This is a genomic window from Paraburkholderia acidipaludis NBRC 101816, assembly GCF_000684975.1.
In the GTDB taxonomy this organism is placed as follows: domain Bacteria; phylum Pseudomonadota; class Gammaproteobacteria; order Burkholderiales; family Burkholderiaceae; genus Paraburkholderia; species Paraburkholderia acidipaludis.
Map to the genome: position 1 here is coordinate 68722 of NZ_BAXZ01000027.1, position 23341 is coordinate 92062.

The following is a 23341-nucleotide window of genomic DNA, read 5'->3' on the forward strand; positions in this document are numbered from 1 at the left end:
TGTTTGAAGGAAATTGCCATGCGCGTCGCGCAAGTCGTTCGCAACACCAGCGAAACGCAAATCCGCGTCAAGATCAATCTGGACGGCACCGGCGAGCAGAAGCTCGCGACCGGCGTGCCGTTTCTCGATCACATGCTCGACCAGATCGCACGACACGGTCTGATCGACCTGGAAATCGAGGCGCATGGCGATACGCATATCGACGATCACCATACGGTCGAGGACGTCGGCATCACGCTCGGCCAGGCGGTGGCGCAGGCCATTGGCGACAAGAAGGGCATTCGCCGCTACGGCCACGCCTACGTGCCGCTCGACGAGGCGCTTTCGCGCGTCGTGATCGACTTCTCCGGCCGTCCGGGGCTCGAGTTCCACGTGCCGTTCACGCGCGCGCGCATCGGCACGTTCGACGTCGATCTGTCGATCGAGTTTTTCCGCGGCTTCGTCAACCACGCTGGCGTGACCCTGCACATCGACAATCTGCGCGGGCTGAATGCCCACCATCAGATGGAAACCGTGTTCAAGGCCTTCGGCCGTGCGCTGCGCCAGGCTTCCGAGCTGGATGAGCGCGCGGCGGGCCGGATTCCGTCCACGAAGGGCAGCCTTTAACGACCGTACACCCTCGACGACGCGCAAGCCCGACGCATTCCGGTCAGCGCGCCGCGCCCTATGCGTGGCGGCGCGAGCGTGCCGGTTGCGCAGCGCGGCGAGGCCCGCGCGCGGCTTGCGGCACCGGCGATCCGCCGCATCGCGCCGGCGATATCGGGCTGCCCCTGTCGTAAGGGTATGAGGATTGGATGGCATGCGAAGGGCGCGTAGGCGTTTCTTCCGCCAGAACAAGCCAGGAGCCAGGGCCCACGCGGCCTGATTCGAAATGAAGACTTCAATTGCGATTGTGGATTATGGAATGGGCAACCTGCGTTCGGTCGCCCAGGCGCTGAAACAGGCGGCGCCCGAAGCCGACGTGGCCATCGTCGATCGCCCGGAGGCGATTCGTGCGGCCGACCGCGTCGTGCTGCCGGGCCAGGGCGCGATGCCCGACTGCATGCGCTCGCTCGCCGAATCGGGCCTGCAGGAGGCCGTGATCGAGGCGTCGCGCGCGAAGCCGTTGATGGGCGTGTGCGTGGGCGAGCAGATGCTGTTCGACTGGAGCGCCGAAGGCGACACGAAGGGCCTCGGGCTGCTGCCCGGCAAGGTCGTGCGCTTCGAGCTGGCAGGGCAGCTGCAGGACGACGGCTCGCGCTTCAAGGTGCCGCAGATGGGCTGGAACGTGGTGCGCCAGACGCGCGCTCATGCACTGTGGGAAGGCGTGCCCGACGGCAGCCACTTCTACTTCGTGCATAGCTATTACGTCGTGCCCGACGATCCGGCTCATACGGTGGGCGAGACGCCCTATGGCGCCGCCTTTACCTCGGCGGTGGCGCGGGATAACATCTTCGCCACCCAATTCCACCCGGAAAAGAGCGCGGCAACGGGTTTGCGCGTCTATCGCAACTTCGTCCACTGGAACCCGTGATGGCTCGCGCGGGCTTGCGTGGCGTGGGCATCGGCCGTTCGGCCAAAGCAGCCGCCAACCCGATTTGCGTCAGCAAGACGGCCGAAAGACTTGTACTAAACTAGCGAAACGGCGTCGGATCGGCCTTTTTCTCGACCGGCGCCGGCTGTATTCAACCCTCTTCCCAGATAACACGCGATAGCTATGCTGCTGATTCCGGCCATCGATCTCAAAGACGGTCACTGCGTACGCCTCAAGCAAGGCGATATGGACCAGGCGACGATTTTCTCCGAAGAGCCGGGGGCCATGGCCCGACACTGGCTCGAGCGCGGCGCGCGGCGCCTGCACCTCGTCGACCTGAACGGCGCGTTCGCAGGCAAGCCGAAGAACGAAGACGCGATCCGCGAGATCATTGCGGAAGTGGGCGACCGGATTCCCGTGCAGCTCGGCGGCGGCATTCGCGACCTCGACACGATCGAGCGCTATCTGGACGACGGCCTCTCGTACGTGATCATCGGCACGGCCGCGGTCAAGAATCCGGGCTTCCTGCAGGAAGCGTGCACGGCATTCGGGGGCCATATCATCGTCGGCCTCGACGCGAAGGACGGCAAGGTCGCCACCGACGGCTGGAGCAAGCTCACGGGCCACGAAGTCGTGGATCTCGCGCGCAAGTTCGAAGACTACGGTGTCGAATCGATCATCTACACCGACATCGGCCGCGACGGCATGCTTCAGGGCATCAACATCGAGGCGACGGTGCGCCTTGCGCGCTCGGTGAAGATCCCCATCATCGCGAGCGGCGGCCTCTCGAACATGGCCGACATCGACGCGCTCTGCGAAGTGGAAGACGAAGGCATTGAAGGCGTGATCTGCGGCCGCGCCATCTATTCGGGCGATCTGGACTTCACCCAGGCTCAGACCCACGCAGACAGCCTGCGCGAATCGGACGACGCCTGATAACGTCAAGCGCCGCGCGGCTCAATCGACTGGCAACATCGGCAAGATCATGGCTCTACCCAAACGCATCATCCCCTGTCTCGACGTGACCGCCGGGCGGGTCGTCAAGGGCGTCAATTTCGTCGAGCTGCGCGATGCCGGCGATCCCGTCGAAATCGCGCGCCGCTACGACGAGCAGGGCGCCGACGAACTCACGTTTCTCGACATCACCGCCACCTCCGACCAGCGCGACCTGATCCTGCCGATCATCGAAGCGGTGGCCTCGCAGGTGTTCATCCCGCTGACGGTCGGCGGCGGCGTGCGCGCCGTCGAGGACGTGCGGCGCCTGCTCAACGCGGGCGCGGACAAGATCAGCATGAACTCCTCGGCGGTGGCGAATCCGCAGCTCGTGCGCGACGCCGCCGACAAGTACGGCTCGCAGTGCATTGTCGTCGCCATCGACGCGAAGCGGACCTCCGCGCCGGGCGAGCCCTCGCGCTGGGAAGTGTTCACGCACGGCGGCCGCAAGGCTACCGGCATCGACGCGGTGGAGTGGGCGCGCAAGATGGCCGAGCTCGGCGCGGGCGAGATTCTGCTCACGAGCATGGACCGCGACGGCACGAAGAGCGGCTTCGACCTCGATCTCACGCGCGCCGTCTCCGACGCCGTGCCGATTCCCGTGATCGCCTCGGGCGGCGTGGGCGGCCTCGCGGATCTCGCGGACGGCATCGTGAAAGGCCACGCCGACGCGGTGCTGGCGGCAAGCATCTTCCACTATGGCGAGCACACGGTTGGCGAGGCGAAGCGCTTCATGGCCGATCAGGGCATCTCGGTGAGGTTGTGACGTGACGACGAACGCTATCGAAAAATCGGCCTGGCTCGACAAGGTCAACTGGGACGCCAACGGCCTCGTGCCCGTGATCGCGCAGGAAGCGGCGACGGGCGACGTGCTGATGTTCGCGTGGATGAACCGCGAGGCCCTCGCGAAGACGGTCGAAACGGGCCGCGCCGTGTACTTCTCGCGCTCGCGCCAGCGCCTGTGGTTCAAGGGCGAGGAATCGGGCCACGTGCAGCACGTGCGTGACGTCCGCCTCGACTGCGACGAGGACGTCGTGCTGCTCAAGGTCGAGCAGGTTTCGGGCATTGCGTGCCATACGGGCCGCCATTCGTGCTTCTTCCAGCAATTCGAAGGCACCGTCGACGAGGGCCGCTGGGTCACTGTCGATCCCGTGCTGAAAGACCCCGAACATATCTACAAATGACGCAACTCACCACCAACGACACATTGCTGCGCCTCGCGGCGGTGATCGACAGCCGCAAGGGCGGCGATCCGGATGCTTCCTACGTTGCGCGCCTCTTCCATAAGGGCGACGACGCGGTGCTCAAGAAGGTCGGCGAAGAGGCGACGGAAGTCGTGCTCGCGGCGAAGGATCTGCGCCAGGGCGGTGCGCCGACGGCGCTCGTCGGCGAAATGGCCGATCTGTGGTTTCATTGTCTCGTGGCGCTCTCGCATTTCGAGCTGAGCCCCGCCGACGTGCTGGCGGAACTGGAACGCCGCGAGGGCCTTTCGGGTCTTGAGGAAAAGGCGCTGCGCAAGAGCCGCGAGCGCGAGCAGAACGGCGACTGAGCCGCAGGGCCGGCAAGGCGGGCGGGTCGGCCGACAGCGTTGCATGGGGCCAAAGTAAGAGCTTCGCATGGGGCCGAAGTAAGTGCTAAAGCACTAACTCCGGATCGACAGGAGACGAGCAGCATGTCCATGCCCGGCGGATATCCGCCTCCCACCGTTCGCGATCCGATCGAAGCGGATCGTCTGCGCAGCCTGCGCACCTTGACGCACGTGCTTTACGCGCTTTACGCCGTGTACTGGCTCACCGGCGGCATCTCGATACTCGTCGCGATCATTCTGAATTACCTCAAACGCGACGAGGCGCTCGGCACGCCCTACGAGCAGCATTTCACCTGGCAGATCCGCACCTTCTGGCTCGCGCTGGCCGGCCACCTCATCGGCGTTGCCCTCATCATCGTGCTGGTTGGCGTTCCGGTCCTGTGGGCTGTCGCAATCTGGACGTTGTACCGTATCATCAAAGGCTGGTTGTATCTGTACGACAACAAGCCGCTGGCCGACCCGCGCGGGTGGGTTTGAGCATCCCGGCATCCGGGCATCCATCGCGTGTCACTGACCTGGAGCATCATGAGTCACGATCGCAGTACCTGCCTCTTCTGCAAGATTGCCGACGGGCTGATTCCGAGCACCCGGGTCTACGAGGACGACGAATTCGTGGCTTTTCGCGATATTCGCCCCGCAGCGCAAACGCACGTGCTCGTCATTCCGCGCCAGCATATTCCTACCCTTTCGGATTGCGGCGAAAACGATGCTCCGCTGCTTGGTAGAATGTTTGTACTGGTCGCGCGTCTTGCGAAGGAGCTTGGCGTGTCGTACACCGGCGGCGAAACCGGTTTTCGCACTGTCGTGAATACGGGGCCTGGCGGCGGGCAGGAGGTCTATCACCTGCACGCCCATCTGCTTGCCGGTCCGCGGCCGTGGCATCGCATGGGCTGAAGCTGCCACGCTAACGCCATACTGCGGCCACACTGCACCGGCACTATTTTCAGGTTATGCCGCTCCTGCTTCGGTGGGCGGCGTCAATACGCAGGCGCGCCGACGGCACACTGCGATTTTCCCGCCGCAGGCACGAAGCGCGGCGGGGTCAAGGAGAATTGGGATCATGGGTTCGTTGAGCATCTGGCACTGGCTGATCGTCTTGCTGATCGTGGCGCTCGTCTTCGGCACGAAAAAGCTGCGCAATATCGGCAGCGACCTGGGGGGGGCCGTGAAGGGTTTCAAGGAAGGCATGCGTGACAGCGAGGCCGCCGGCGCCGACGCGCAGAAGCGCGAGCTGCCGTCCAACGGCGGCACGGTCGATGTCGAGGCCAAGGACAAGAGCGAACGTACGGACTACCGCTAAAGCGGTCGTTCGTCCCATCTCAGGCTGACGGAAACTTCCATTCATGCTCGATCTGGGTCTTACCAAGATGGCGCTGATCGGCGTTGTCGCGCTGGTCGTGCTCGGACCGGAACGGTTGCCACGCGTCGCGCGCACGGCCGGCGCCCTGTTCGGCCGCGCGCAGCGCTACATCAACGACGTCAAGGCGGAGGTCACGCGCGAGATCGAACTCGACGAACTGCGTCGCATGAAGACCGAGTTCGAGCAGGCGGCGACCAACGTCGAAAAGACCGTCCACGACAACCTGCGCAAGCAGGAAGCCGAACTGAACGACGCGTGGAGCGCCGGGACTTCGGTGTCGCCGAGCATCGCGGGCGGTGCCGATGCCGCGGCCGTTACGGCAGAGGGCGTTGCCGCCGTCACCGCGGACGCATCGACCTGGCGCAGCGCCGGCGCCGTGCCGGCGAGGCGCAAGAACTGGCGCGTGAAGCAGGCCACCACCCCCGTCTGGTACAAGCGCGCCACGTTGCGGCGCACGCGGGTGCAGTCGGGCGCAGCGCGTGTCGCGCAGCACACGCCGGCCAGCCTGCGCCGGCCGGTGCGCTTCTTCTGATGCCGATCTTGCGTACGTCCATCTCCAATCGAGGGCCGGTGTGAGCGACCCCCAGCTAAAACAGGATGAAGGCAGCGAAGAGACCTTCATCTCCCATCTCGTCGAACTGCGCGACCGCATCATCCGCGCGGGCATTGCGGTCATCGTCGTATTCGTCGGGCTCGTGTACTGGGCGCCAGATATTTTCCGGCTGCTCGCGCGCCCGCTTATGCAGAACCTGCCGCGCGACGGCAAGATGATCGTCACCGACGTCACCGGCTCGTTCTTCGTGCCGATGAAGGTCACGATGCTGGTCGCGTTCGTGATCGCGCTCCCGGTCGTGCTCTACCAGATCTGGGCGTTCGTCGCGCCCGGCCTCTACCAGCACGAGAAGAAGCTCGTCGCGCCGCTGGTGGCGAGCAGCTACACGCTGTTCCTGTGCGGGATGGCGTTCGCCTACTTCGTCGTGTTCCCGACCATTTTCCGCGTGATGGCGCACTACAACGCGCCGCTTGGCGCGGAGATGACGACCGATATCGACAATTACCTGAGCTTCGTGCTCACCATGTTCATCGCCTTCGGCGTGACTTTCGAGGTGCCCATCGTCGTGGTGCTGCTCGTGCGCATGAACCTTCTTACGGTGAAGAAGCTCAAGGAGATTCGTCCGTACGTGATTGTCGGCGCGTTCATCGTCGCGGCCGTCGTCACGCCGCCGGACGTGTTCTCGCAGCTCATCCTCGCGCTGCCGCTGATCGTGCTCTACGAGGCCGGGATCATCGCCGCGCGCGTGTTCGTCGGCAGCGGCGAGAAGAAGCCCGCTGACGAGGAGCAGGCGGCCAGCAGCTAGGCTTACCCGTGTCGCCCCCGCGCGCAGCGTGCCGCAGGGACAAAAAAGGCCGCGAACGGCGAATTCGCGGCCTTTTTGCTTTTCCAGTATCTGGCGATCTTGGGTGAGGGTCAGCCGCCGTTGTCGTCGTCCTCGCCGTCTTCCTGTTCCGGCTGCTTCGGCGGCGGCGGGCGCTTGCCGATCAGCACGTCGAGATCCATGTCCTTGTTCTTGCGCACGAGATGGATCTTCGCGTCGGTGCCGGGCTTGATCTGCGCGATCACGTTCAGAAGGCGCGTCGTATCGGTGATTTCCTCGCCGTTCACCGAAATCAGGATGTCGCCGGGCTTGATGCCGGCCTTGTCGGCCGGGCCGCCTTGCAGCACGCCCGCGACGATCGCCCCCGACTTCTGGTTCAGCCCGAACGATTCGGCGATCTCGGGCGTCACGTCCTGCGGCTCGACGCCGATCCAGCCGCGCGTGACCGAGCCCGTCGTGATGATGCTCTCCAGCACGCTGCGCGCCGTGGAAACGGGAATCGCGAAGCCGATCCCGAGCGAGCCGCCCGAGCGCGAGTAAATGGCCGTATTGATGCCGAGCAGATTGCCGTGCACGTCCACGAGCGCGCCGCCGGAGTTGCCGGGATTGATCGGCGCGTCGGTCTGGATGAAGTTTTCGAACGTATTGATGCCGAGATGATTGCGTCCCAGCGCGCTGATGATGCCCATCGTGACCGTCTGGCCCACGCCGAACGGATTGCCGATGGCGAGCACCACGTCGCCCACGCGCGCCTGATCCATGCGCCCGAGCGTGATGGTGGGCAGGTTCGGCAGAGTGATCTTGAGCACCGCCAGATCGGTCTCCGGGTCGGCGCCGACGACCTTCGCGGTCGTGGTGCGGCCGTCCGAGAGCGCGATTTCGATTTGATCGGCGCCGTCGATGACGTGCTGGTTCGTTAGAATGTAACCGTCCGGACTGACAATGACACCCGAGCCGAGATTCGCGGCAGGCTGATCCTGCTGCTTGTGATTGTTGTTGGGATTGCCGAAAAAGTAGCGAAACAGCGGGTCGTTCTGGCGCGGGTCGGGCGGAAGCGATCCGTCCTTGCTCGAGAACACGTTGACGACCGCGGGCATCGCTTTCTGGGCGGCGTCCGCATAGGAGCCCTGCGCCGGGCCGCCGCCGATGCCAATGCCGGGCGCCACCTCCCGCAGCGCCACGATCGGTTCGGCGAGCTGCTTGCCGAATTGCCCCTGATGCTGCAGCCACTGCGGCTTGAGCGTTGCGACGATGAACATCAACGCGAGCAGGACCGTCACCGCCTGGGCGAAGAACAGCCAAAAGCGTCTAAGCATCTGAAGATTAGAGGATTATATGGATCGGATCGAACTGGAATTGTATCTGAACAATCTTCTCGAAGCCGCGCGCTTCAAGGACTATTGCCCCAATGGCTTGCAGGTGGAAGGGCGCCGCCGGGTGGAGAAGATCGCGACGGGTGTGACCGCCTCGCTCGCGTTCCTCGAAGCCGCGCTGGAGTGGGGCGCGGACGCCGTGCTGGTCCATCACGGCTACTTCTGGAAGAACGAGGCGCCGCAAATCACCGGCCGCAAGTACCGGCGCCTCAAGACGCTGCTCCAGAACGACCTGAGCCTCTTTGCCTACCACCTGCCGCTCGATAGCCACCCGGAACTGGGCAACAATGCCCAACTGGGCGCCCGCCTTGGCTGGATCGGCGAGCAGCGCTTCGGCGAGCAGGACCTCGGCTGGATGGCGACGCTGCCCATGCCGATCACGCTTGCGCACTTTACGGCGCAGGTCGAGCAAACGCTCGGCCGCGCTCCGCTCGTGATCGGCGATCCCGACTGGGAGCTGCGCCGCGTGGCGTGGTGCACGGGCGCGGCACAGGGGCTCTTTGAGGCTGCGATCGATGCCGGTGCCGACGTCTACCTCACCGGCGAGATTTCAGAGCCGACCTTCCATATTTCGGCCGAAAGCGGCGTGGCGTTTCTCGCAGCAGGCCATCACGCGACCGAGCGTTTCGGCGTGCAGGCCGTGGGCTCGCATCTGGCCGACACCTTCGGCATCGAGCATCTCTTCATCGATATCCACAATCCGGTCTGAGCGGATTGACGGTGTCCTGCACGGGGCGTCCCCGCGCCGGATTTATTCAGAAAGCATTTACAACGGCAAGCTGGAAGTCGCCTTTTTCGTGCGGGAAAACCCCGACATATCAAGGACTTCGCGCGCTTTTTGGAGGTCGCCCCTTGTAAATGCCGACTCCATTCGCGCAAACTAGCGTTCGGCAGTACGCGGGTAAGCACGGCGTGACGGATAAATCCAACTCAGAAGTGGGGCGATGTGATGCGAGACAATGAAAATGACCGCGTCGATGGCAGCCGCCGAACCTGGCTGATTGCGACGTCCGTAGCAGGTGGCATAGGAGGCGTTGCCACCGTCGTACCGTTCGTAGCTTCGTTTGCACCATCCGAAAAGGCCCGCGCCGCCGGCGCGCCCGTCGAAGTCGACATCACCGGCCTCGAGCCCGGCAGCATGATGACGGTGGCCTGGCGCGGCAAGCCGGTCTGGATCCTGAACCGCACCGACCGCATGATGGCCGATGTCGTGAAGGCCGATCCCGAACTGGCGGACCCGAACTCCGAGCATCCGTTCTCCATGCCGATGCCGGAATACTGCAAGAACGAATACCGCTCGCGTCCCGAGCACAAGAACATTCTCGTGGCGGTCGCCGTCTGCACCCACCTGGGCTGCACGCCGACTCCGCGCTTCCAGGAGGGCCCGCAGCCCAACCTGCCCGACGACTGGCCCGGCGGCTTCCTGTGCCCGTGCCACGGCTCCACCTACGACCTGGCCGGGCGCGTGTTCAAGAACAAGCCCGCGCCGCAGAACCTCGACATCCCCCGGTACATGTTCACGTCCCCGACGCAGATCGTGATCGGCAAGGACGAACAAGGAGAAGCGTGATGGCGACGGGAACCGACAACAAGGTGGAGACGACGGGCCTCCTCGGCTGGATCGACAGGCGCTTTCCGCTCACCGCGACGTGGCGCGCGCATGTGTCCGAGTACTACGCGCCGAAGAACTTCAACTTCTGGTACTTCTTCGGCTCGCTGGCCCTGCTCGTGCTGGTGAACCAGATCGTCACCGGCATCTTCCTCACCATGAACTACAAGCCCGATTCGACGCTCGCGTTCGCGTCGGTCGAGTACATCATGCGCGAGGTGCCGTGGGGCTGGCTGATCCGCTACATGCACTCCACAGGCGCCTCGATGTTCTTCGTGGTCGTCTATCTGCATATGTTCCGCGGGCTTCTGTACGGTTCTTACCGCAAGCCGCGCGAACTCGTCTGGATCTTCGGCTGCGCGATCTTCCTGTGCCTGATGGCCGAGGCCTTCTTCGGTTATCTGCTTCCCTGGGGCCAGATGTCGTTCTGGGGCGCGCAGGTGATCGTGAACCTGTTTTCGGCGATTCCGTTCGTCGGCCCGGACCTCTCGCTGTGGATCCGCGGCGACTATGTCGTGTCGGACATCACGCTCAACCGCTTCTTCGCGTTCCACGTGATTGCGATTCCGCTCGTGCTGATCGGCCTCGTGATCGCGCATATCGTCGCGCTGCACGAGGTGGGGTCGAACAATCCCGACGGCATCGAGATCAAGGAGAAAAAGGACGCGGACGGCATTCCGCTCGACGGCATTCCGTTCCATCCGTACTACTCGGTGCACGACTTCATGGGCGTGTGCATCTTCCTGATGATCTTCGCGGCGATCGTGTTCTTCGCCCCGGAAATGGGTGGCTACTTCCTCGAAGCGAACAACTTCATCCCGGCCAACCCGTTGCAGACGCCCCCCGAAATCGCGCCGGTGTGGTACTTCACGGCGTTCTACGCGATGCTGCGCGCCACCACTGACCCGTTCAAGATCGTGCTGATGATCGTGATCGCGCTGCTCGGGCTGCTTTCGCTCGTGCGGGCGCGCGGCAAATGGCGCGTGGGGCTGCCCGTACTGGCCGTCCTCGTGATCCTCGCGATGGCCTTCACCGAGTCGAAGTTCTGGGGCGTGGTGGTGATGGGATCGGCGGTGATTTCGCTCTTCTTCCTGCCGTGGCTCGACCGGGCACCGGTGAAATCGATCCGCTACCGGCCGACGTTCCACAAGGTTTTCCTCGGGATTTTCGTCATTGCATTCCTGACGCTGGCATTTTTGGGGACAAAACCACCATCGCCCGCGGCGACGCTGATCGCGCAGGTTTGCGCGCTCGTCTATTTCGCGTTTTTCCTCGGCATGCCGGTCTGGACGCCGCTTGGCACGTTCAAGCAGCCGCCTGAGCGCGTGCGGTTCAAGCCCCATTAATCCGTGAGCGAGGAAAACATGACGACAAAATCCCTCTATGCGGCGCTCACGCGTGCGGGCGCCAGATTTGGCGTGGCCGCGCTGGCGCTGGTCTGCGCGCTTGCCGCGGGGCCGGTGCGAGCCCAGGAAAACATTCCGCTCGACCGCGCGCCCGATAACGGCGAAAATCTTGCCTCGCTGCAACATGGCGCGCAATTGTTTGTAAACTATTGCCTGAATTGCCACAGCGCGAACCTGATGCGCTATAGCGCATTGGAGGAAATCGGCATTCCGCAGAAGCAGATCGAGGACAATCTCCTGTTCACGACCGACAAGGTCGGCAACACGATGTCGATCGCCATGCGGCCGGACGACGCGAAATCGTGGTTCGGCGTGACGCCGCCGGACCTCTCCGTGGAAGCGCGCGCGCGCGGACGGGACTGGCTGTACACGTACCTGCGCAGCTTTTACCGCGACGACACGCGGCCGACGGGCTGGAACAACCTCGTGTATCCGAACGTGAGCATGCCGAATGTGCTCTGGCAACTGCAGGGCATACGCAACGCGAAGTTCGAGGACGTGACGGACCTGGAAAGCGGGGAAAAGACCCACCGCTTTGCGGGGTACGATCAGGTGACGCCCGGGAAGCTTTCGCCGGTGGATTATGATGCCGCCGTGGGCGATCTGGTGGCGTACCTGGACTGGATGTCGGAACCGGAGCAGAAGACCCGCAAGCAGCTAGGCGTATGGGTGCTGCTGTTCCTCGCCGTCCTGAGCTTTTTTGCCTGGCGGCTGAACGCCGCGTACTGGAAAGATATCAAATAGTCACGTCCTGACCGACGTGGGGCCGGCGCCGCGAGCAAACCGTCTGGAAGCCGTCTGACGGATTGATCGCCCGCTGGCCTTTTGGGTTTATTGAGGAAATGTAAATCATGATGGTTCTGTACTCCGGCACTACCTGCCCGTTCTCCCAGCGTTGCCGGCTGGTGTTGTTCGAAAAGGGCATGGACTTCGAAATCCGCGACGTCGACCTGTTCAACAAACCGGAAGACATCGCCGTGATGAATCCTTACGGTCAGGTGCCGATTCTGGTCGAGCGCGACCTGATCCTGTACGAGTCGAACATCATCAACGAGTACATCGACGAACGCTTCCCGCATCCGCAGCTGATGCCGGCCGACCCGGTGCAGCGCGCCCGCGCGCGCCTCTTCCTGCTCAACTTCGAGAAGGAACTGTTCGTGCACGTGAGCACGCTCGAAAACGAGAAGGGCAAGGCGGCCGAGAAGAACCACGAGAAAGCGCGCCTCGCGATCCGCGACCGCCTCACGCAACTCGCGCCGATCTTCCTGAAGAACAAGTACATGCTGGGCGAAGAGTTCTCGATGCTCGACGTCGCGATCGCGCCGCTGCTGTGGCGCCTCGATCACTACGGCATCGAACTGTCGAAGAACGCGGCGCCTTTGATGAAGTACGCCGAGCGCATTTTCAGCCGCCCGGCCTATATCGAAGCGCTGACGCCGTCGGAAAAGGTGATGCGCCGCTAAGTTCCTGCGGGCATTCCTGCAGGCAATCAGGGGCGGCACGCGGTGCGCGGCGTTTTCGGCGCGGCGTGCGGCCCCGGCAAAGGATCGTTGATGCAAGAGATTTCCACGAAGCCGTACCTGCTTCGCGCGCTGTACGAATGGTGCACCGATAACGGTTTTACGCCGCATATCGCGGTGCGGGTCGACAACCGGACACGGGTGCCGCGCCAGTTTGTGCGCGACGGCGAGATCGTGCTGAACATCAGCTTCGAGGCCACAAGCCAGTTGCAGATGGGCAACGAGGCGATTGAGTTCAATGCCCGGTTTTCCGGCAAGTCGCACAAGATCGAGGTACCCGTGGCGAACGTTCTCGCGATCTACGCGCGCGAGAACGGACAGGGCATGGCGTTCCCGGTCGAAGCGGCGGCGGGGGATGCCGACGACGTGTTGCCCTCCGAGCGGGACGAGCACGAAGAAGAGGCTGTGGCCGAGTCGGCTGCAGAGCCTGTTGATGCTCCGGAAACCGGCACACCCGAAAAGGGCGGCGACGACGGCGCGAAAGCCGGCAAGGGCCACCTCAAGATCGTGAAATGAAGTAGAATTGTGGGCTACGCCGGCTTAGCTCATCTGGTAGAGCAGTTGATTTGTAATCATCAGGTGGCGGGTTCGAGTCCTGCAGCCGGCACCATTTGCTATTCCGAAGTCGTCCGAAAACCCCCGTTAGAGTCCTTGATTCTGCGGGGTTTTTTGTTTTCCTGGGGCGGTTTTTGTCCGCGGGAATCCAATCGCATCCGGCAGGCTTGTTGGTATATTCGTTGGCATCGTGCTTATGGCGTGTTGGTACCTACGACATGAACCTTACAGATCGGGTGTGCGCAACGCTAAGCCGAAGGAAACGCCGTACAAGCTGACCGACGGCGATGGGATGTTTTTGCCGGTTCAGCCTAACGGCGGCAAGTATTGGCGGCTTGCGTACCCCTATCTCGGCAAGCAGAAAACTCTAGCCTTGGGCGTGTATCCGGACGTTGGTCTGGCCCTTGCGCGTCAGCGCCGTGCCGAGGTGCGCGAGCAGCTAACGTTAGGGGCGGATCCGGGCGAGACGAAGAAAGCGGATAAGCGGGCGGCGCGTGTGGCCGCGAACAATACCTCGGAGGCGATCGCACTTGCTTGGTTCGAAGAGCGTCGGCCCTATGTCGAGCCCCGGCAACATGATCGGACGCGGACGGAAATTACGGGGCACGGGTTCAGGGCGATGGCTCGCACGATTCTGCATGAGGAGCTTGAGCAGAAGCCCGAGGTGATCGAGCATCAACTTGCTCATGCGGTTCTCGATACGCTCGGGAGCGCGTACAACCGTACGAAATTTCTCAAGGAGCGGCGGGTGATGATGCAGCGCTGGGCTGACTATCTGGATGAGCTCAAGGCGCGGCGACGCACAGGCTAGATGCTGGTACGCCGACATTGATTGTATGGGTGCCCAAAACCGGCGCAAGCCTATCCTGCGTGTTCTTGTTTTTCATGTCGTTTTTGCGGCCGAGAGTTAATCTCGTTCGAACGATGTATAAGCCATGTGCAGAAAAAACTAACTCGTGTGCGATGGCGATGCGCAGTAAGTGCAATGCGTGTGCAATGGAGACGCGCAGCATATGCGATGTAGTCCTTGCCGCGCGGCAAGCGGTTCTGAGTGCGAGGACGCGCAAACCAGGCGTCTTGGATTTCGTTCTGGTGGCAGTATGATCGTCTGATCTGAACGGGAGCTTCCCATGTCTGCGACCCTGGAACGCCTGACGGTTACCATGCCGCCCGAAATGGCGGGCGCCATCAGGCAGGCCGTTGAAGACGGCGAATATGCCTCGACCAGCGAGGTCGTGCGCGAAGCCCTGCGGGAGTGGAAAACCCGGCGTCAACTGATGCTCAGCGAACTGGCCGAACTTAAGGCGGAAATCGACCAAGGCCTGGCTGATGTAGCCGCTGGTCGAGTAAAGAAATTCGACCCTGAAAACATTATTGCGCGAGGGAGACAGCTATTAGCCGAACGCTCCAGATAACCGACCGCGCTGAGCTCGATCTAGCCTGCGTGTGCTGTTTTACGGTGCCTATGCCGTTTATTACCGTTCGGACGATCAGGCTGTCATGGTTATCCGCGTTTTGCATGGTGCCCGTGATCTGGGTGCGATCACAGATCAGGGTGGCTTTGATCACTGACGACCACGAGCGGTAGGGGCCGTGGGGGCAATGTTCGGCTCGCGGTGCTCCGCGAGCCGAACATTGAGACTGCGGCATAGGACACGGTGGGCCGTGCAGTTACAGGTTGCTGCGGGCTGTTTCCGAATTCGGCCAGAAGCGGTTAGTCAACGCCAGCTTCTCGATTGGCCGGTCAGAAAGTAGCTGCCGTCATTCTCGGCGAGCGAGGAGGATAGCGAAAACTGCAACCGTCACCATCGAACGGTCCGGCCGCGATAATCCAGATACTCAAGGCCAGGACGCCCCAGCTTGGCCAAAAGCACATCCACGGCGCCTGGAACGCTTTCCTCGATCGACAATCGCCCTTCGGGGCCGCCCAAGTCGGTACGCACCCAGCCGGGCGCCATCAGTAGCATGGCCCGCGACGTGTGCGCCTGGCGCGCGGCAAAGCTGCGCATGAACTGGTTCAGTGCCGCCTTGCTGCCACGGTAAAGCTCGCGCTGGCCGGATTCGTTGTCAGCGACACTGCCTTGCCCGGACGACATGATCCCGATCAGACCATCCGGCCGAACCAGATCGGACAGGCTTTCGACTACACGCATCGGGCTGAGTGCGTTGGTAATCATTAGATCCACGAAATCTTCCGTCGACACCTCGCCGATGGTCTGCGTCGGATCAGGATTGGTCGTGCCAGCATTGACGAACAGTACGTCGAATGTTCGGCCGGACAAACGCTGGCGTAATGCCCGGAGCTGATCCGGCCGGGTGATGTCGAGCGTTTCGATGTCGACCCGACCTGGATGCGCGTCGGCCAGCTCGTGCAGAAGCGTTCGTCCGCCACCGGCGCGCACGGTCCCGACGACGTGCCAGCCCTTCTTCAGAAACTCCGCCGCCATGGCGTGGCCGAGACCGCGCGAAGCACCGATGAGCAGGACAGTGGATATGTGGGCAGATGTGCGGTGCATGGTGTTCTCCTTTCTCGGCGACGAATTCCATGAATTGTCGAGAGAATCCCGGATTTGCACCAGACGCCCGGCCCGCAATCCTCGATTGCACCAAACGCCATACGAGGTGGGTTTTCGATTATTCTGGGCGGATGACACGCGTCGACCTGAACCTGCTGACTGCACTGGATGCATTGCTGAGCGAACGTAGCGTTACCGGGGCCGCCCGGCGCCTGAACCTCAGCGTCTCTGCCATGAGCCGCACGCTGACACGTCTGCGCTCGGCGACCGGTGATCGCTTGCTGCTTCAGGCCGGACGCACGCTGGTGCTAACGCCTTATGCCGAGCAACTGAGCCTGCGTGTTTCCACTCTGGTCCGGGAAGCGGAAGGCACGCTGAGTCGCGCCGAACATCGGTTCGACATTTCCACCCTTGAACAACGTTTTACGCTGCGAGCCGGCGAAGGTTTCATTGACCTGCTTGGTGCGGCCTTGATGGACCGGGTCCACCGCGCGGCACCCGGTGTGCAGATTCGCTTTGCGCTCAAGCAGGACTGGAGCGCGCAAGCGCTGAGGGAAGGCACGATAGATCTGGAGATCGGTATCGTCAGGGCATCCGCCCCCGAGGTACGAACGCGTTTGTTATTCCGCGATCGCTATGTCGGCGTATGCCGCCTCAAACATCCGCTGCTGGGCGATGAAAGGATCAGCGTAGAGCAATGGACTGAATACGGCCATGTGATGATCTCGCGTACCGGTGAAGCAGAAAACTCCGTCGACACGGCCCTGGAACTGCAAGGCATGCAACGAAAGCTATTGGTGGTGGTGCCGTCCTATACCAACGCCATGCAGTTAGCGCGTCGTTCCGACTTGCTAGCTGTCGTTCCGCGTTCCTGTCTCGGCAATGCATTTATTCCGGATTACGCGAGCGCCAACGGTTTGCAGTGCTTCGAGCTTCCACTATCCACACCCGCTTTCAACATCTCGGCGATCTGGCATCCGCGCCTCGATCACGATCCGGCTCATCGCTGGTTTCGCGGCCAGGTGCTGGATCTATGTTCGGCAGCCTATCCGCCGGACCTATTGACAGATTCGCCAGCGCTGCACAGTTAGCCGCACCAAACACAGCAAGGGGTTACGTGAGGTTCACGTAACCCCTTGTGCTTTCTGGGCGTTGAAAAGCCGGGGACGAAAGCCTGCCGGTCGTTGTTATCGGCAAACCGGCCAGCACCCGCTCGATATCCTCCGCCGACAACCCAAAAGCCCCATACAGCACCAGGTCGATTTCCCGGGCCACGGCTTCGGTTGCGCGCCCCGCACGATCTAGCGCCAGCAATTCATCGACCAGCCTGACCACCGCGTTCCGAACCTCGGGTTCTGCCGGCACCGGAACCGAATCGATCATTGCTTTGGTGTACGCAATGCCGCCGTTATAGCTGGCCGACGGATACCGCGCTCGCAAAAAGAAGGCGGAAAGCGGGCAGTTCAGCACCGCTGCCGCGAACTTCAGCAGACCGTCGTCGTGGGAGCACAGGATCAGCGTCGTCTTTCCCGGGATCGTGTCGCCGTCGAGGTCCAGCGCGGCGTCGAGTCGCGTGAGTCCCTTCACGATCACCTTTTTCGCGTCGGCCCGGTTCCGGTACGCGTTGGCGAATGCTGCCGCGAAGCGCGTCCGCTCGACCACGGGCTCTCCGTATCGCTCGCCAAGGTAGGTCATCGGCTTGATGCCCCAGCGCGATATGAACCGGCCCAGCGTTCCGGTATTCACCACCCGGAACTGGCGCCGCGCGCAGAACCCGCCATTTGCCTCTTCGATAAGGGGCTTGAGCCGGTATGCGTCCGATGTCGCGCACGCATTCTCGCAACGCAGCAGCGAACCGAGCGCGGGGTGCGAGCGCTCGATTTGCCGCACGAACGCGTAATGCGGCGAGAGCAGGGGATCGAGTCGCCACGGCGCGTCGAGTTCAGCCTTCGGTGTTTGCGCGAGCGGCGTGACTGCGTCACCTTCAAGCTGAGCGGTCGAAACGATAGCGGTGCCTTCCTGCGCGTAGACCGTGACGATCGAATCGACCAGCGCCCGGTCGAACACGTTGCGACCCAGTGCGACGATGCGCTCGATCTTGCCGAGGTGGCGCGCGCGGAACGCGTCGCCGAACGGCTTCGAGAGCCACTTGTCCGGCGTGAGGCACGCCATCGCGCCTGCGGGCGCGAGCAGGGCGAGGCCGAGTTCCATGAACACGACGTAGAGGTCCCAGTTGCCCTTCGCCGCCGGCCAGCGTTGCGCGAGGTGTTCGCGCATTTCCTGCAGGCCGTCGTTGGCCATGCGTTCGGAGTCGATGTACGGCGGATTGGCGACAACCGCGTCGAAGCCGCGGAATGCGCCGTCGTCATCGAGCGCTTCAGGGAATTCGGTGCGCCATTCGAAGGCGCCTTCGTGGATTTGCGACGGCGCGCACGACGTTGTTTGCGATGTGTCCGGGCGCAGCCTCGCCAGCAGGGCAGAGCGTGCCTGCGCAATCCTGTTGCTGGCGCTTTCCCGTTGCGCACCATGCGTGCAGGCAACGGCGCGGTAGCATGAAATTGCCTCGCGATAATTTCGGACAACCTGGCGCTTCTCCGGCAGCGTGCCACGCATCGGTGCATCGAGGCCGAGCCGGCTGATTATCGCGTTGCCGACGCGAATATTGCCGTCCAGGTTCGGCAGCGTCGAGAACTGGCCGTTCGCGTCATAGGTCGCGTGTTGCAGCAGTTCCATCCAGAGCCGCAACTGCGCCATTCTCACCGCATCGGGATTGATGTCCACGCCGAAGAGGCCGTTCTCGACGATCGCCCGTTTTTCCCCGAACAACGCCGCATCGAGCCGGCGGCGCGCGTTTTTCCCATCCGTGCCGTGCAGCGGTTCGCCGTTGGCGCGCTTCACGATCAGCTGGTCCGACTCGACCTCGAATCGATAACCCGCGAGCGGACGGCCTGCCGCATCGGTTAGCAGTCCAAGCCGCGATTTCAGCGCAATCCGGGCGTTGAGCGCCGAAACAAGCAGATGGCCGGAACCCACCGCTGGATCGCAGACGAGCAGGCCGTCCACGATTTCACGCGCCTCGTCGCGATCCGTGATTGCCTGGCATAGCTGATCGATGGTTTCGCAGTGCCAACCCTTGCGTTCGTTGAACCGGCGAATCGTGGCCGATTCGATCGCCGCCTGGCACAGGTGCATGGCGACGCGCCCCGGCGTGAACCACGCGCCGTCACGGTAGCCGTTGAATTTTTCGAAGATCAGACCGAGCGTCGCGGTATCGATCTTCGGTTTGCCCGCATTGCCCGGTAGCGGTGCTTCGCTTGCGAAATCGTACGCATCGAGAAAATCGAGCAGATAGGCGACGGGATGGAGCGCGCCATCCGCGTACCGGAGGACCGTTTCGGCGAAGACAGGTAACGGTGGCGCGTCGGCGAGCGTGCCGAGCGGGATCGCGACACCTTCCAGATCGTGCGGCGCAAAGAGCGAACCGTCGAAGCGCGGAATAGCCGAAAGCGGCGGAATCCGCGCGCAGGCTCCGGTGCGCGCGTCGGTGAGCACATCGCGACACAATGCGTCGAGTTCTCCGAAGGAGCGAATGCGGCTCGCGCGCAGAAACGCATAAGCGGGATCGTTGTCGTGTAGCGCGAGGAGCCGCGTTTCGAGCAGCTTGAGGAACACAAGACGGCTGAGCCACGCGATGCACAGCCGCATCACCATGCCGAATCGTTCTTCTTGCGCGCTCTCCGAACCGGCTTCTCCGTCGCGCGCCTCGATGCGGGCCAGCGCATTTTCGACGAGCGATCCGGGTGTCCTCGCGTGCACGGGCTGCCGCGCGATGGCCGGCTTGCCCTTCTCGACGGTCTCGCACAGGCCCGCGATATGCAGCAGTTCCGCGTAGAAACGTTCGTCTAGCGCCGTGCGGCGCGCGCGTCCGCGTCTTTTCCTGTCGGTCTCGGGCATGATTTTTCTTCGGTGTCGTCTGCGCGATGCGCGTAAAGCGCCGGGCGCCGCTCATTTTAAGCGCGGGCTCCTCGCACGGGTCGACGCTCGCGCGCGAAGAGGCGATGATCGTGGCGGGTGACGAGAGCCCGTGCCGCACGTCACCGTGCTCTGCTATATGATGGCGCCGCCGCGGCTGCGCCGTTCTGCCTACGAATACCATGACCGACATCCCCACCCTCAGCTGGCCCGATACCGACGGCCCGCGCACCGTCCGCTGGCGCTCCGAGGCGGGCGTGCCGCCGCCCAGGCGCGTGGTGCTCGCCGACGACCGCACGACGGCGGATGCCGCCTACCGTCTCGCCTGCGAGGGCACGGCGCTGCTTTGGCGAGGCGACTACCAGAACGCGCGCCAGTTGCTGCAGGCGATGGCGCGCCGCGCCGACCGCAAGCCGCGCAAGGCACCCGCTTCGCCGCTCGACGCATTCAATCTGCACCGGCAGGCGCAGTCGCAACGGGCGCGCACGTTGGGCATGGTGCTGATCCCGCTGGAAGGCGATTACACGATTTCCCTGCGCCGCGCGCCCGACGTGCGGCTCGCTTGCGAGGAGGCGTGGGGCGCGGCGACGGGGGAGGCGTCGGCGGTTTCGCTGCGCGAGCTGCTGGGTCTGATCGGCGCGCACGAATGGCGCAAGAAGGGCGTGGAAATTCCGGCGCTGGGTAACGCGTGCATTCATCCCTGCTACGGCGTGTTCTCGCCTGTGCGTGGGGAGTATGTCGATCTCGTCGCGCGCACGCCGCTGCCGTCGCTCGAAAAGGCGTTCGACATCGGGACGGGCACCGGCGTGCTCGCTGCCGTGCTTGCCGCGCGCGGCGTGAAGACGATCGTCGCCACCGATCAGGATCCGCGCGCCCTGGCCTGCGCTCGCGAGAATCTCGGGCGCCTCGGCCATGGGGACCGCGTCGAAGTCGTCGAAGCGGATCTGTTCCCGCCGGGCCGCGCGCCGCTGGTGGTCTGCAATCCGCCGTGGGTGCCTGCGCGGCCCGCTTCGCCCATCGAATATGCCGTCTTCGATCCGGATAGCCGCATGCTGCGCGGTTTCCTGGACGGCCTGAAGGACCATCTGGAGCCGGGCGGCGAGGGCTGGCTGATCCTCTCCGATTTCGCCGAGCATCTCGGCCTGCGCACACGCGAAGCGCTCTCGGAGATGATTGCGAGCGCCGGCCTCATGGTGGCGGGGCGCGAGGATATCCGCGCGCGTCACCCGAAGGCCGCAGACCGCACCGACCCGCTATATGAGGCGCGCGCGAAGGAAGTGACCTCGCTATGGCGCCTGAAAGTTCGGCCGGCGTGAGCGCGGGCAAAAGCCCGTCCGCCGAAGCGCAGGACGCAGCGCCTGCGCTTCGGGGCTTGCGCGCGAGAAAGCGTGCTTAGCCTGGATAGGCCTCGTCGACTTTCAGTCCCGCAAGCTTGAAGATCACGCGCAACGTCTGGGGCTTGATGTCCCGGCGCGCGGCCAGCGCCGACATCACGAAGTCGAGAACCTTGGCGTACTTCAGCAGAATCAGGCAGGTCTCGAGATCGCCGGCGCCGTCGCGCATTTCTTCGGCAATCCGCAGCATTTCCACCGAGATATCGCGCGCCATCTCGAGCTCCAGTTGCTGCTTTTCCGTCCACTCGGGGACGACGAGCAGCTTCGCGAGCAGTTCCTGGAATTTCTGCTCGGCATCTCCGTCCGGTTTCGTATTCATTGCGAGCCTCGTGCAAGGACGTGCAGCGTCGTGCGCCCGCTACGCATCGACAGACTGCGACGTGCCTGATCCGTCGCCGCCGGAACGACCGGTGCGACCTCCCATGCGCTTTCGTCCGGTGCATGGCCGGATGGTTGCGCTCCCATTGGTCCCTTCTGGACATCGGGGACGAATGTCCTCCGTGTCTTTTCTAATCAACCCCCTCCCTGCCGTCCGGACGTGGGGGGCAGCGTTCCGGACGCTTCGGGCCGCTCGATTTGCATGGCGGCCTCGTCGTGCTTTTTCCGTAAAATGGCAGGTAAATCTTCTTCGTTCCGTCATCTGTCGCACGTAGCGCGGCAAAAGATACCTCTTCCGTCCCCGACCGATGTCCAGCAAGACTTACGAAATCCGTCCGAATCAGTCCATCGAACTCCTCAAGGAGCTTCATATCCTGACGCGGGACGGCAAGATGAACCAGGATAGCCGCCGCAAGCTCAAGCAGGTCTATCACCTGTTCCAGTTCATCGAGCCCCTGCTCAAGGACGTGAAGCAGGACGGCCGCGACGTCACACTCGTCGATCACGGCGCGGGCAAGTCCTACCTTGGTTTTATCCTCTACGACCTGTTTTTCAAGGAGCAGCACGACAAGTCGCGCATCATCGGCATCGAAACTCGCGACGAACTCGTGCAGCGCTCGCGCGAACTCGCGCAGCGGCTGGGCTTCGAGGGCATGTCGTTTCTGAATCTGTCCGTCGCGGACTCGATCACGTCGAGCGAGCTGCCGCCCGAGGTCGATGTCGTGACCGCGCTGCACGCGTGCGACACGGCCACCGACGACGCGCTACGCTTCGCGCTCAAGAAGCGCGCCCGCCATATCGTGGTGGTGCCGTGCTGCCAGGCCGAGGTAGCGGGCGTGCTGCGGCGCAATAAGGGCAAGTCGCTCGGCCAGGCGTTGACGGAAATCTGGCGCCATCCGTTGCACACGCGCGAGTTCGGCAGCCAGATCACCAATGTGCTGCGCTGCCTGCAGCTCGAGGCGCACGGCTACCAGGTGAGCGTGACGGAGCTGGTGGGGTGGGAGCACTCGATGAAAAACGAGCTCATCGTTGCGCAGTACAAGAATCTGCCGCGGCGCCGGCCCGCGGAGCGGCTCGCCGAGATTCTCGACACATTCGGTCTTGCCGAGCTCAACGAGCGCTTCTTTACCGACGACAGCGGCGCGGGCCCCGCGCCCGGGCCGGTCGGCGAGACGGTTCCTTCTTAATCGCCGGCTTTGTCGCCGGGGCGATTCATCCAGTCGCGCCAGCCTTGCAGGCCAAGGCGGCGCAGTGTCGCCTGATTGCGTTCGTAGATATCGGCGGCGTCCGGGAAGGCCGCGACCGCGCGTTCGATGCTCGCCTCGCGCAGCAGATGAAGGATCGGCCAGGGGGCGCGATTCGTGTAGTTCTCGATATCGTCGGGCTCGGTGCCTTCGAACTGGTAGTGCGGGTGAAAGCTCGCGATCTGCAGCGTGCCTTCAAGGCGCAATTGCGCGAGCAGCCGATCGGCGAAGTACAGGGCGTCGTTGAAATCGAGAAAGTCGGCGAGCGCGTGGGGCAGGATCAATAGCGTCGTGTCGATCTGTTCGGGATCGGCGGCATCGAGCGCCTTCAGCTCGGTTTCGAGATCGGTGAGGACGCCCGCCAGATCGGTCGCCTCGCTGATTGCATAGCGAACCTGCCGCTTCACGTGCACGCTCTTCGCGAACGGGCAAAGATTCAGGCCGATCACCGCGCGCGTGAGCCAGTGGCGCGTGGCAGCGAGAATTTCGGCGTGGTCGGGGCGGGGGGCGGCAGTGTCGGTCATCGCATTATTTTACCGGCGTA

At 63.3% G+C, this 23341-nt stretch carries 28 protein-coding genes and 1 tRNA gene; 24 read left to right on the forward strand and 5 right to left on the reverse strand.

Annotation, left to right across the window (positions count from 1 at the left end; genetic code table 11):
* Positions 1–18 precede the first annotated feature (18 nt).
* From hisB to tatC, 11 genes are all read left to right on the forward strand, one after another.
* A complete protein-coding gene (gene hisB / locus BAC01S_RS25725) occupies positions 19–606 on the forward strand; it encodes an imidazoleglycerol-phosphate dehydratase HisB (RefSeq protein WP_027797348.1) in 588 nt (195 codons plus the stop codon).
* A gap of 265 nt (positions 607–871) precedes the next feature.
* Entirely contained in the window at positions 872–1513 is a 642-nt protein-coding gene (gene hisH, locus BAC01S_RS25730; protein WP_027797349.1) for an imidazole glycerol phosphate synthase subunit HisH, read from the forward strand.
* A gap of 183 nt (positions 1514–1696) precedes the next feature.
* Positions 1697–2449 (forward strand): 1-(5-phosphoribosyl)-5-[(5-phosphoribosylamino)methylideneamino]imidazole-4-carboxamide isomerase, encoded by a 753-nt coding sequence (gene hisA / locus BAC01S_RS25735; RefSeq protein ID WP_027797350.1) that lies wholly within the window; start codon positions 1697–1699, stop codon positions 2447–2449.
* Between the two features lie 49 nt (positions 2450–2498).
* The gene (gene hisF / locus BAC01S_RS25740; protein ID WP_027797351.1) at positions 2499–3272 is read left to right on the forward strand and encodes an imidazole glycerol phosphate synthase subunit HisF; all 774 of its coding nucleotides are present in this window, start codon (positions 2499–2501) and stop codon (positions 3270–3272) included.
* A gap of 1 nt (position 3273) precedes the next feature.
* A complete protein-coding gene (hisI, locus tag BAC01S_RS25745; RefSeq protein WP_027797352.1) occupies positions 3274–3690 on the forward strand; it encodes a phosphoribosyl-AMP cyclohydrolase in 417 nt (138 codons plus the stop codon).
* Positions 3687–4055: a phosphoribosyl-ATP diphosphatase gene (locus BAC01S_RS25750; RefSeq protein ID WP_027797353.1), complete on the forward strand. Its 369-nt coding sequence runs from the start codon at positions 3687–3689 to the stop codon at positions 4053–4055. The genes hisI and BAC01S_RS25750 overlap by 4 nt, the downstream gene beginning before the upstream one ends.
* A 123-nt stretch (positions 4056–4178) precedes the next feature.
* A complete protein-coding gene (locus BAC01S_RS25755; protein ID WP_027797354.1) occupies positions 4179–4571 on the forward strand; it encodes a DUF4870 family protein in 393 nt (130 codons plus the stop codon).
* Positions 4572–4619: 48 nt separating this feature from the next.
* Positions 4620–4988 (forward strand): histidine triad nucleotide-binding protein, encoded by a 369-nt coding sequence (locus BAC01S_RS25760; protein ID WP_027797355.1) that lies wholly within the window; start codon positions 4620–4622, stop codon positions 4986–4988.
* A 166-nt stretch (positions 4989–5154) separates the two neighbouring features.
* Positions 5155–5394 carry a Sec-independent protein translocase subunit TatA gene (gene tatA, locus BAC01S_RS25765; protein ID WP_027797356.1) on the forward strand — a complete coding sequence of 80 codons (240 nt, stop codon included), beginning with the start codon at positions 5155–5157 and terminating at the stop codon, positions 5392–5394.
* A gap of 43 nt (positions 5395–5437) precedes the next feature.
* On the forward strand, positions 5438–5986 hold the full coding sequence (gene tatB, locus BAC01S_RS25770; protein ID WP_027797357.1) for a Sec-independent protein translocase protein TatB: 549 nt from the start codon (positions 5438–5440) through the stop codon (positions 5984–5986).
* A 40-nt stretch (positions 5987–6026) separates the two neighbouring features.
* Positions 6027–6812, forward strand: coding sequence for a twin-arginine translocase subunit TatC (tatC, locus tag BAC01S_RS25775; protein WP_027797358.1), 786 nt, complete (start codon positions 6027–6029; stop codon positions 6810–6812).
* Between the two features lie 110 nt (positions 6813–6922).
* Here tatC and BAC01S_RS25780 read toward each other — a convergent pair whose 3' ends face one another.
* Positions 6923–8146, reverse strand: coding sequence for a Do family serine endopeptidase (locus BAC01S_RS25780; protein WP_027797359.1), 1224 nt, complete (start codon positions 8144–8146; stop codon positions 6923–6925).
* A gap of 19 nt (positions 8147–8165) precedes the next feature.
* Here BAC01S_RS25780 and BAC01S_RS25785 point away from each other — a divergent pair, with 19 nt between their 5' ends.
* From BAC01S_RS25785 to BAC01S_RS35950, 10 genes are all read left to right on the forward strand, one after another.
* Complete coding sequence (locus BAC01S_RS25785) at positions 8166–8912, forward strand: Nif3-like dinuclear metal center hexameric protein (RefSeq protein ID WP_027797360.1); 747 nt, start codon at positions 8166–8168, stop codon at positions 8910–8912.
* Between the two features lie 240 nt (positions 8913–9152).
* A complete protein-coding gene (gene petA / locus BAC01S_RS25790) occupies positions 9153–9773 on the forward strand; it encodes a ubiquinol-cytochrome c reductase iron-sulfur subunit (protein WP_027797361.1) in 621 nt (206 codons plus the stop codon).
* Complete coding sequence (locus BAC01S_RS25795; RefSeq protein ID WP_027797362.1) at positions 9773–11158, forward strand: cytochrome b; 1386 nt, start codon at positions 9773–9775, stop codon at positions 11156–11158. The genes petA and BAC01S_RS25795 overlap by 1 nt, the downstream gene beginning before the upstream one ends.
* Before the next feature lie 18 nt (positions 11159–11176).
* Positions 11177–11962: a cytochrome c1 gene (locus BAC01S_RS25800; protein ID WP_084168864.1), complete on the forward strand. Its 786-nt coding sequence runs from the start codon at positions 11177–11179 to the stop codon at positions 11960–11962.
* A gap of 107 nt (positions 11963–12069) precedes the next feature.
* Positions 12070–12681 carry a glutathione S-transferase N-terminal domain-containing protein gene (locus BAC01S_RS25805; RefSeq protein ID WP_027797364.1) on the forward strand — a complete coding sequence of 204 codons (612 nt, stop codon included), beginning with the start codon at positions 12070–12072 and terminating at the stop codon, positions 12679–12681.
* A 90-nt stretch (positions 12682–12771) separates the two neighbouring features.
* On the forward strand, positions 12772–13254 hold the full coding sequence (locus BAC01S_RS25810) for a ClpXP protease specificity-enhancing factor (protein WP_027797365.1): 483 nt from the start codon (positions 12772–12774) through the stop codon (positions 13252–13254).
* 18 nt (positions 13255–13272) lie between these two features.
* Positions 13273–13348, forward strand: a tRNA-Thr gene (locus BAC01S_RS25815).
* Between the two features lie 141 nt (positions 13349–13489).
* Positions 13490–14104 carry a tyrosine-type recombinase/integrase gene (locus BAC01S_RS33415; RefSeq protein WP_084168866.1) on the forward strand — a complete coding sequence of 205 codons (615 nt, stop codon included), beginning with the start codon at positions 13490–13492 and terminating at the stop codon, positions 14102–14104.
* Between the two features lie 319 nt (positions 14105–14423).
* A complete protein-coding gene (locus tag BAC01S_RS25825; RefSeq protein WP_027797367.1) occupies positions 14424–14708 on the forward strand; it encodes a ribbon-helix-helix domain-containing protein in 285 nt (94 codons plus the stop codon).
* Between the two features lie 31 nt (positions 14709–14739).
* Positions 14740–14865 carry a type II toxin-antitoxin system RelE/ParE family toxin gene (locus BAC01S_RS35950; protein WP_169740152.1) on the forward strand — a complete coding sequence of 42 codons (126 nt, stop codon included), beginning with the start codon at positions 14740–14742 and terminating at the stop codon, positions 14863–14865.
* A 230-nt stretch (positions 14866–15095) separates the two neighbouring features.
* Here the strand turns inward: BAC01S_RS35950 and BAC01S_RS25830 are convergent, their stop codons facing one another.
* Positions 15096–15809: an SDR family NAD(P)-dependent oxidoreductase gene (locus tag BAC01S_RS25830; protein ID WP_027797368.1), complete on the reverse strand. Its 714-nt coding sequence runs from the start codon at positions 15807–15809 to the stop codon at positions 15096–15098.
* A gap of 131 nt (positions 15810–15940) precedes the next feature.
* Here BAC01S_RS25830 and BAC01S_RS25835 point away from each other — a divergent pair, with 131 nt between their 5' ends.
* Positions 15941–16900 (forward strand): LysR family transcriptional regulator, encoded by a 960-nt coding sequence (locus BAC01S_RS25835; RefSeq protein WP_027797369.1) that lies wholly within the window; start codon positions 15941–15943, stop codon positions 16898–16900.
* 22 nt (positions 16901–16922) lie between these two features.
* Here BAC01S_RS25835 and BAC01S_RS25840 read toward each other — a convergent pair whose 3' ends face one another.
* On the reverse strand, positions 16923–19763 hold the full coding sequence (locus BAC01S_RS25840; protein WP_027797370.1) for a type IIG restriction enzyme/methyltransferase: 2841 nt from the start codon (positions 19761–19763) through the stop codon (positions 16923–16925).
* 200 nt (positions 19764–19963) lie between these two features.
* Between BAC01S_RS25840 and BAC01S_RS25845 the strand changes: the two genes are divergently transcribed.
* The gene (locus BAC01S_RS25845; protein ID WP_027797371.1) at positions 19964–21097 is read left to right on the forward strand and encodes a methyltransferase; all 1134 of its coding nucleotides are present in this window, start codon (positions 19964–19966) and stop codon (positions 21095–21097) included.
* A gap of 76 nt (positions 21098–21173) precedes the next feature.
* Here BAC01S_RS25845 and BAC01S_RS25850 read toward each other — a convergent pair whose 3' ends face one another.
* Positions 21174–21494 carry a hypothetical protein gene (locus BAC01S_RS25850; protein WP_027797372.1) on the reverse strand — a complete coding sequence of 107 codons (321 nt, stop codon included), beginning with the start codon at positions 21492–21494 and terminating at the stop codon, positions 21174–21176.
* 367 nt (positions 21495–21861) lie between these two features.
* Between BAC01S_RS25850 and BAC01S_RS25855 the strand changes: the two genes are divergently transcribed.
* Positions 21862–22740 (forward strand): class I SAM-dependent methyltransferase, encoded by an 879-nt coding sequence (locus tag BAC01S_RS25855; protein ID WP_027797373.1) that lies wholly within the window; start codon positions 21862–21864, stop codon positions 22738–22740.
* Here BAC01S_RS25855 and BAC01S_RS25860 read toward each other — a convergent pair.
* Positions 22737–23321 (reverse strand): DUF1415 domain-containing protein, encoded by a 585-nt coding sequence (locus BAC01S_RS25860; RefSeq protein ID WP_027797374.1) that lies wholly within the window; start codon positions 23319–23321, stop codon positions 22737–22739. The genes BAC01S_RS25855 and BAC01S_RS25860 overlap by 4 nt on opposite strands.
* Positions 23322–23341: the final 20 nt, after the last annotated feature.

Bases quoted from the DNA above. Each gene is read 5' to 3' on its own strand.
- hisB (WP_027797348.1), top strand. From the start codon at position 19: ATGCGCGTCGCGCAAGTCGTTCGCAACACCAGCGAAACGCAAATCCGC.
- hisH (WP_027797349.1), top strand. From the start codon at position 872: ATGAAGACTTCAATTGCGATTGTGGATTATGGAATGGGCAACCTGCGT.
- hisA (WP_027797350.1), top strand. From the start codon at position 1,697: ATGCTGCTGATTCCGGCCATCGATCTCAAAGACGGTCACTGCGTACGC.
- hisF (WP_027797351.1), top strand. From the start codon at position 2,499: ATGGCTCTACCCAAACGCATCATCCCCTGTCTCGACGTGACCGCCGGG.
- BAC01S_RS25750 (WP_027797353.1), top strand. From the start codon at position 3,687: ATGACGCAACTCACCACCAACGACACATTGCTGCGCCTCGCGGCGGTG.
- BAC01S_RS25755 (WP_027797354.1), top strand. From the start codon at position 4,179: ATGTCCATGCCCGGCGGATATCCGCCTCCCACCGTTCGCGATCCGATC.
- BAC01S_RS25760 (WP_027797355.1), top strand. From the start codon at position 4,620: ATGAGTCACGATCGCAGTACCTGCCTCTTCTGCAAGATTGCCGACGGG.
- tatA (WP_027797356.1), top strand. From the start codon at position 5,155: ATGGGTTCGTTGAGCATCTGGCACTGGCTGATCGTCTTGCTGATCGTG.
- tatB (WP_027797357.1), top strand. From the start codon at position 5,438: ATGCTCGATCTGGGTCTTACCAAGATGGCGCTGATCGGCGTTGTCGCG.
- BAC01S_RS25780 (WP_027797359.1), bottom strand. From the start codon at position 8,146: ATGCTTAGACGCTTTTGGCTGTTCTTCGCCCAGGCGGTGACGGTCCTG.
- BAC01S_RS25785 (WP_027797360.1), top strand. From the start codon at position 8,166: ATGGATCGGATCGAACTGGAATTGTATCTGAACAATCTTCTCGAAGCC.
- petA (WP_027797361.1), top strand. From the start codon at position 9,153: ATGCGAGACAATGAAAATGACCGCGTCGATGGCAGCCGCCGAACCTGG.
- BAC01S_RS25795 (WP_027797362.1), top strand. From the start codon at position 9,773: ATGGCGACGGGAACCGACAACAAGGTGGAGACGACGGGCCTCCTCGGC.
- BAC01S_RS25800 (WP_084168864.1), top strand. From the start codon at position 11,177: ATGACGACAAAATCCCTCTATGCGGCGCTCACGCGTGCGGGCGCCAGA.
- BAC01S_RS25805 (WP_027797364.1), top strand. From the start codon at position 12,070: ATGATGGTTCTGTACTCCGGCACTACCTGCCCGTTCTCCCAGCGTTGC.
- BAC01S_RS25810 (WP_027797365.1), top strand. From the start codon at position 12,772: ATGCAAGAGATTTCCACGAAGCCGTACCTGCTTCGCGCGCTGTACGAA.
- BAC01S_RS33415 (WP_084168866.1), top strand. From the start codon at position 13,490: ATGGCGTGTTGGTACCTACGACATGAACCTTACAGATCGGGTGTGCGC.
- BAC01S_RS25825 (WP_027797367.1), top strand. From the start codon at position 14,424: ATGTCTGCGACCCTGGAACGCCTGACGGTTACCATGCCGCCCGAAATG.
- BAC01S_RS25830 (WP_027797368.1), bottom strand. From the start codon at position 15,809: ATGCACCGCACATCTGCCCACATATCCACTGTCCTGCTCATCGGTGCT.
- BAC01S_RS25835 (WP_027797369.1), top strand. From the start codon at position 15,941: ATGACACGCGTCGACCTGAACCTGCTGACTGCACTGGATGCATTGCTG.
- BAC01S_RS25840 (WP_027797370.1), bottom strand. From the start codon at position 19,763: ATGCCCGAGACCGACAGGAAAAGACGCGGACGCGCGCGCCGCACGGCG.
- BAC01S_RS25845 (WP_027797371.1), top strand. From the start codon at position 19,964: ATGACCGACATCCCCACCCTCAGCTGGCCCGATACCGACGGCCCGCGC.
- BAC01S_RS25850 (WP_027797372.1), bottom strand. From the start codon at position 21,494: ATGAATACGAAACCGGACGGAGATGCCGAGCAGAAATTCCAGGAACTG.
- BAC01S_RS25855 (WP_027797373.1), top strand. From the start codon at position 21,862: ATGTCCAGCAAGACTTACGAAATCCGTCCGAATCAGTCCATCGAACTC.
- BAC01S_RS25860 (WP_027797374.1), bottom strand. From the start codon at position 23,321: ATGACCGACACTGCCGCCCCCCGCCCCGACCACGCCGAAATTCTCGCT.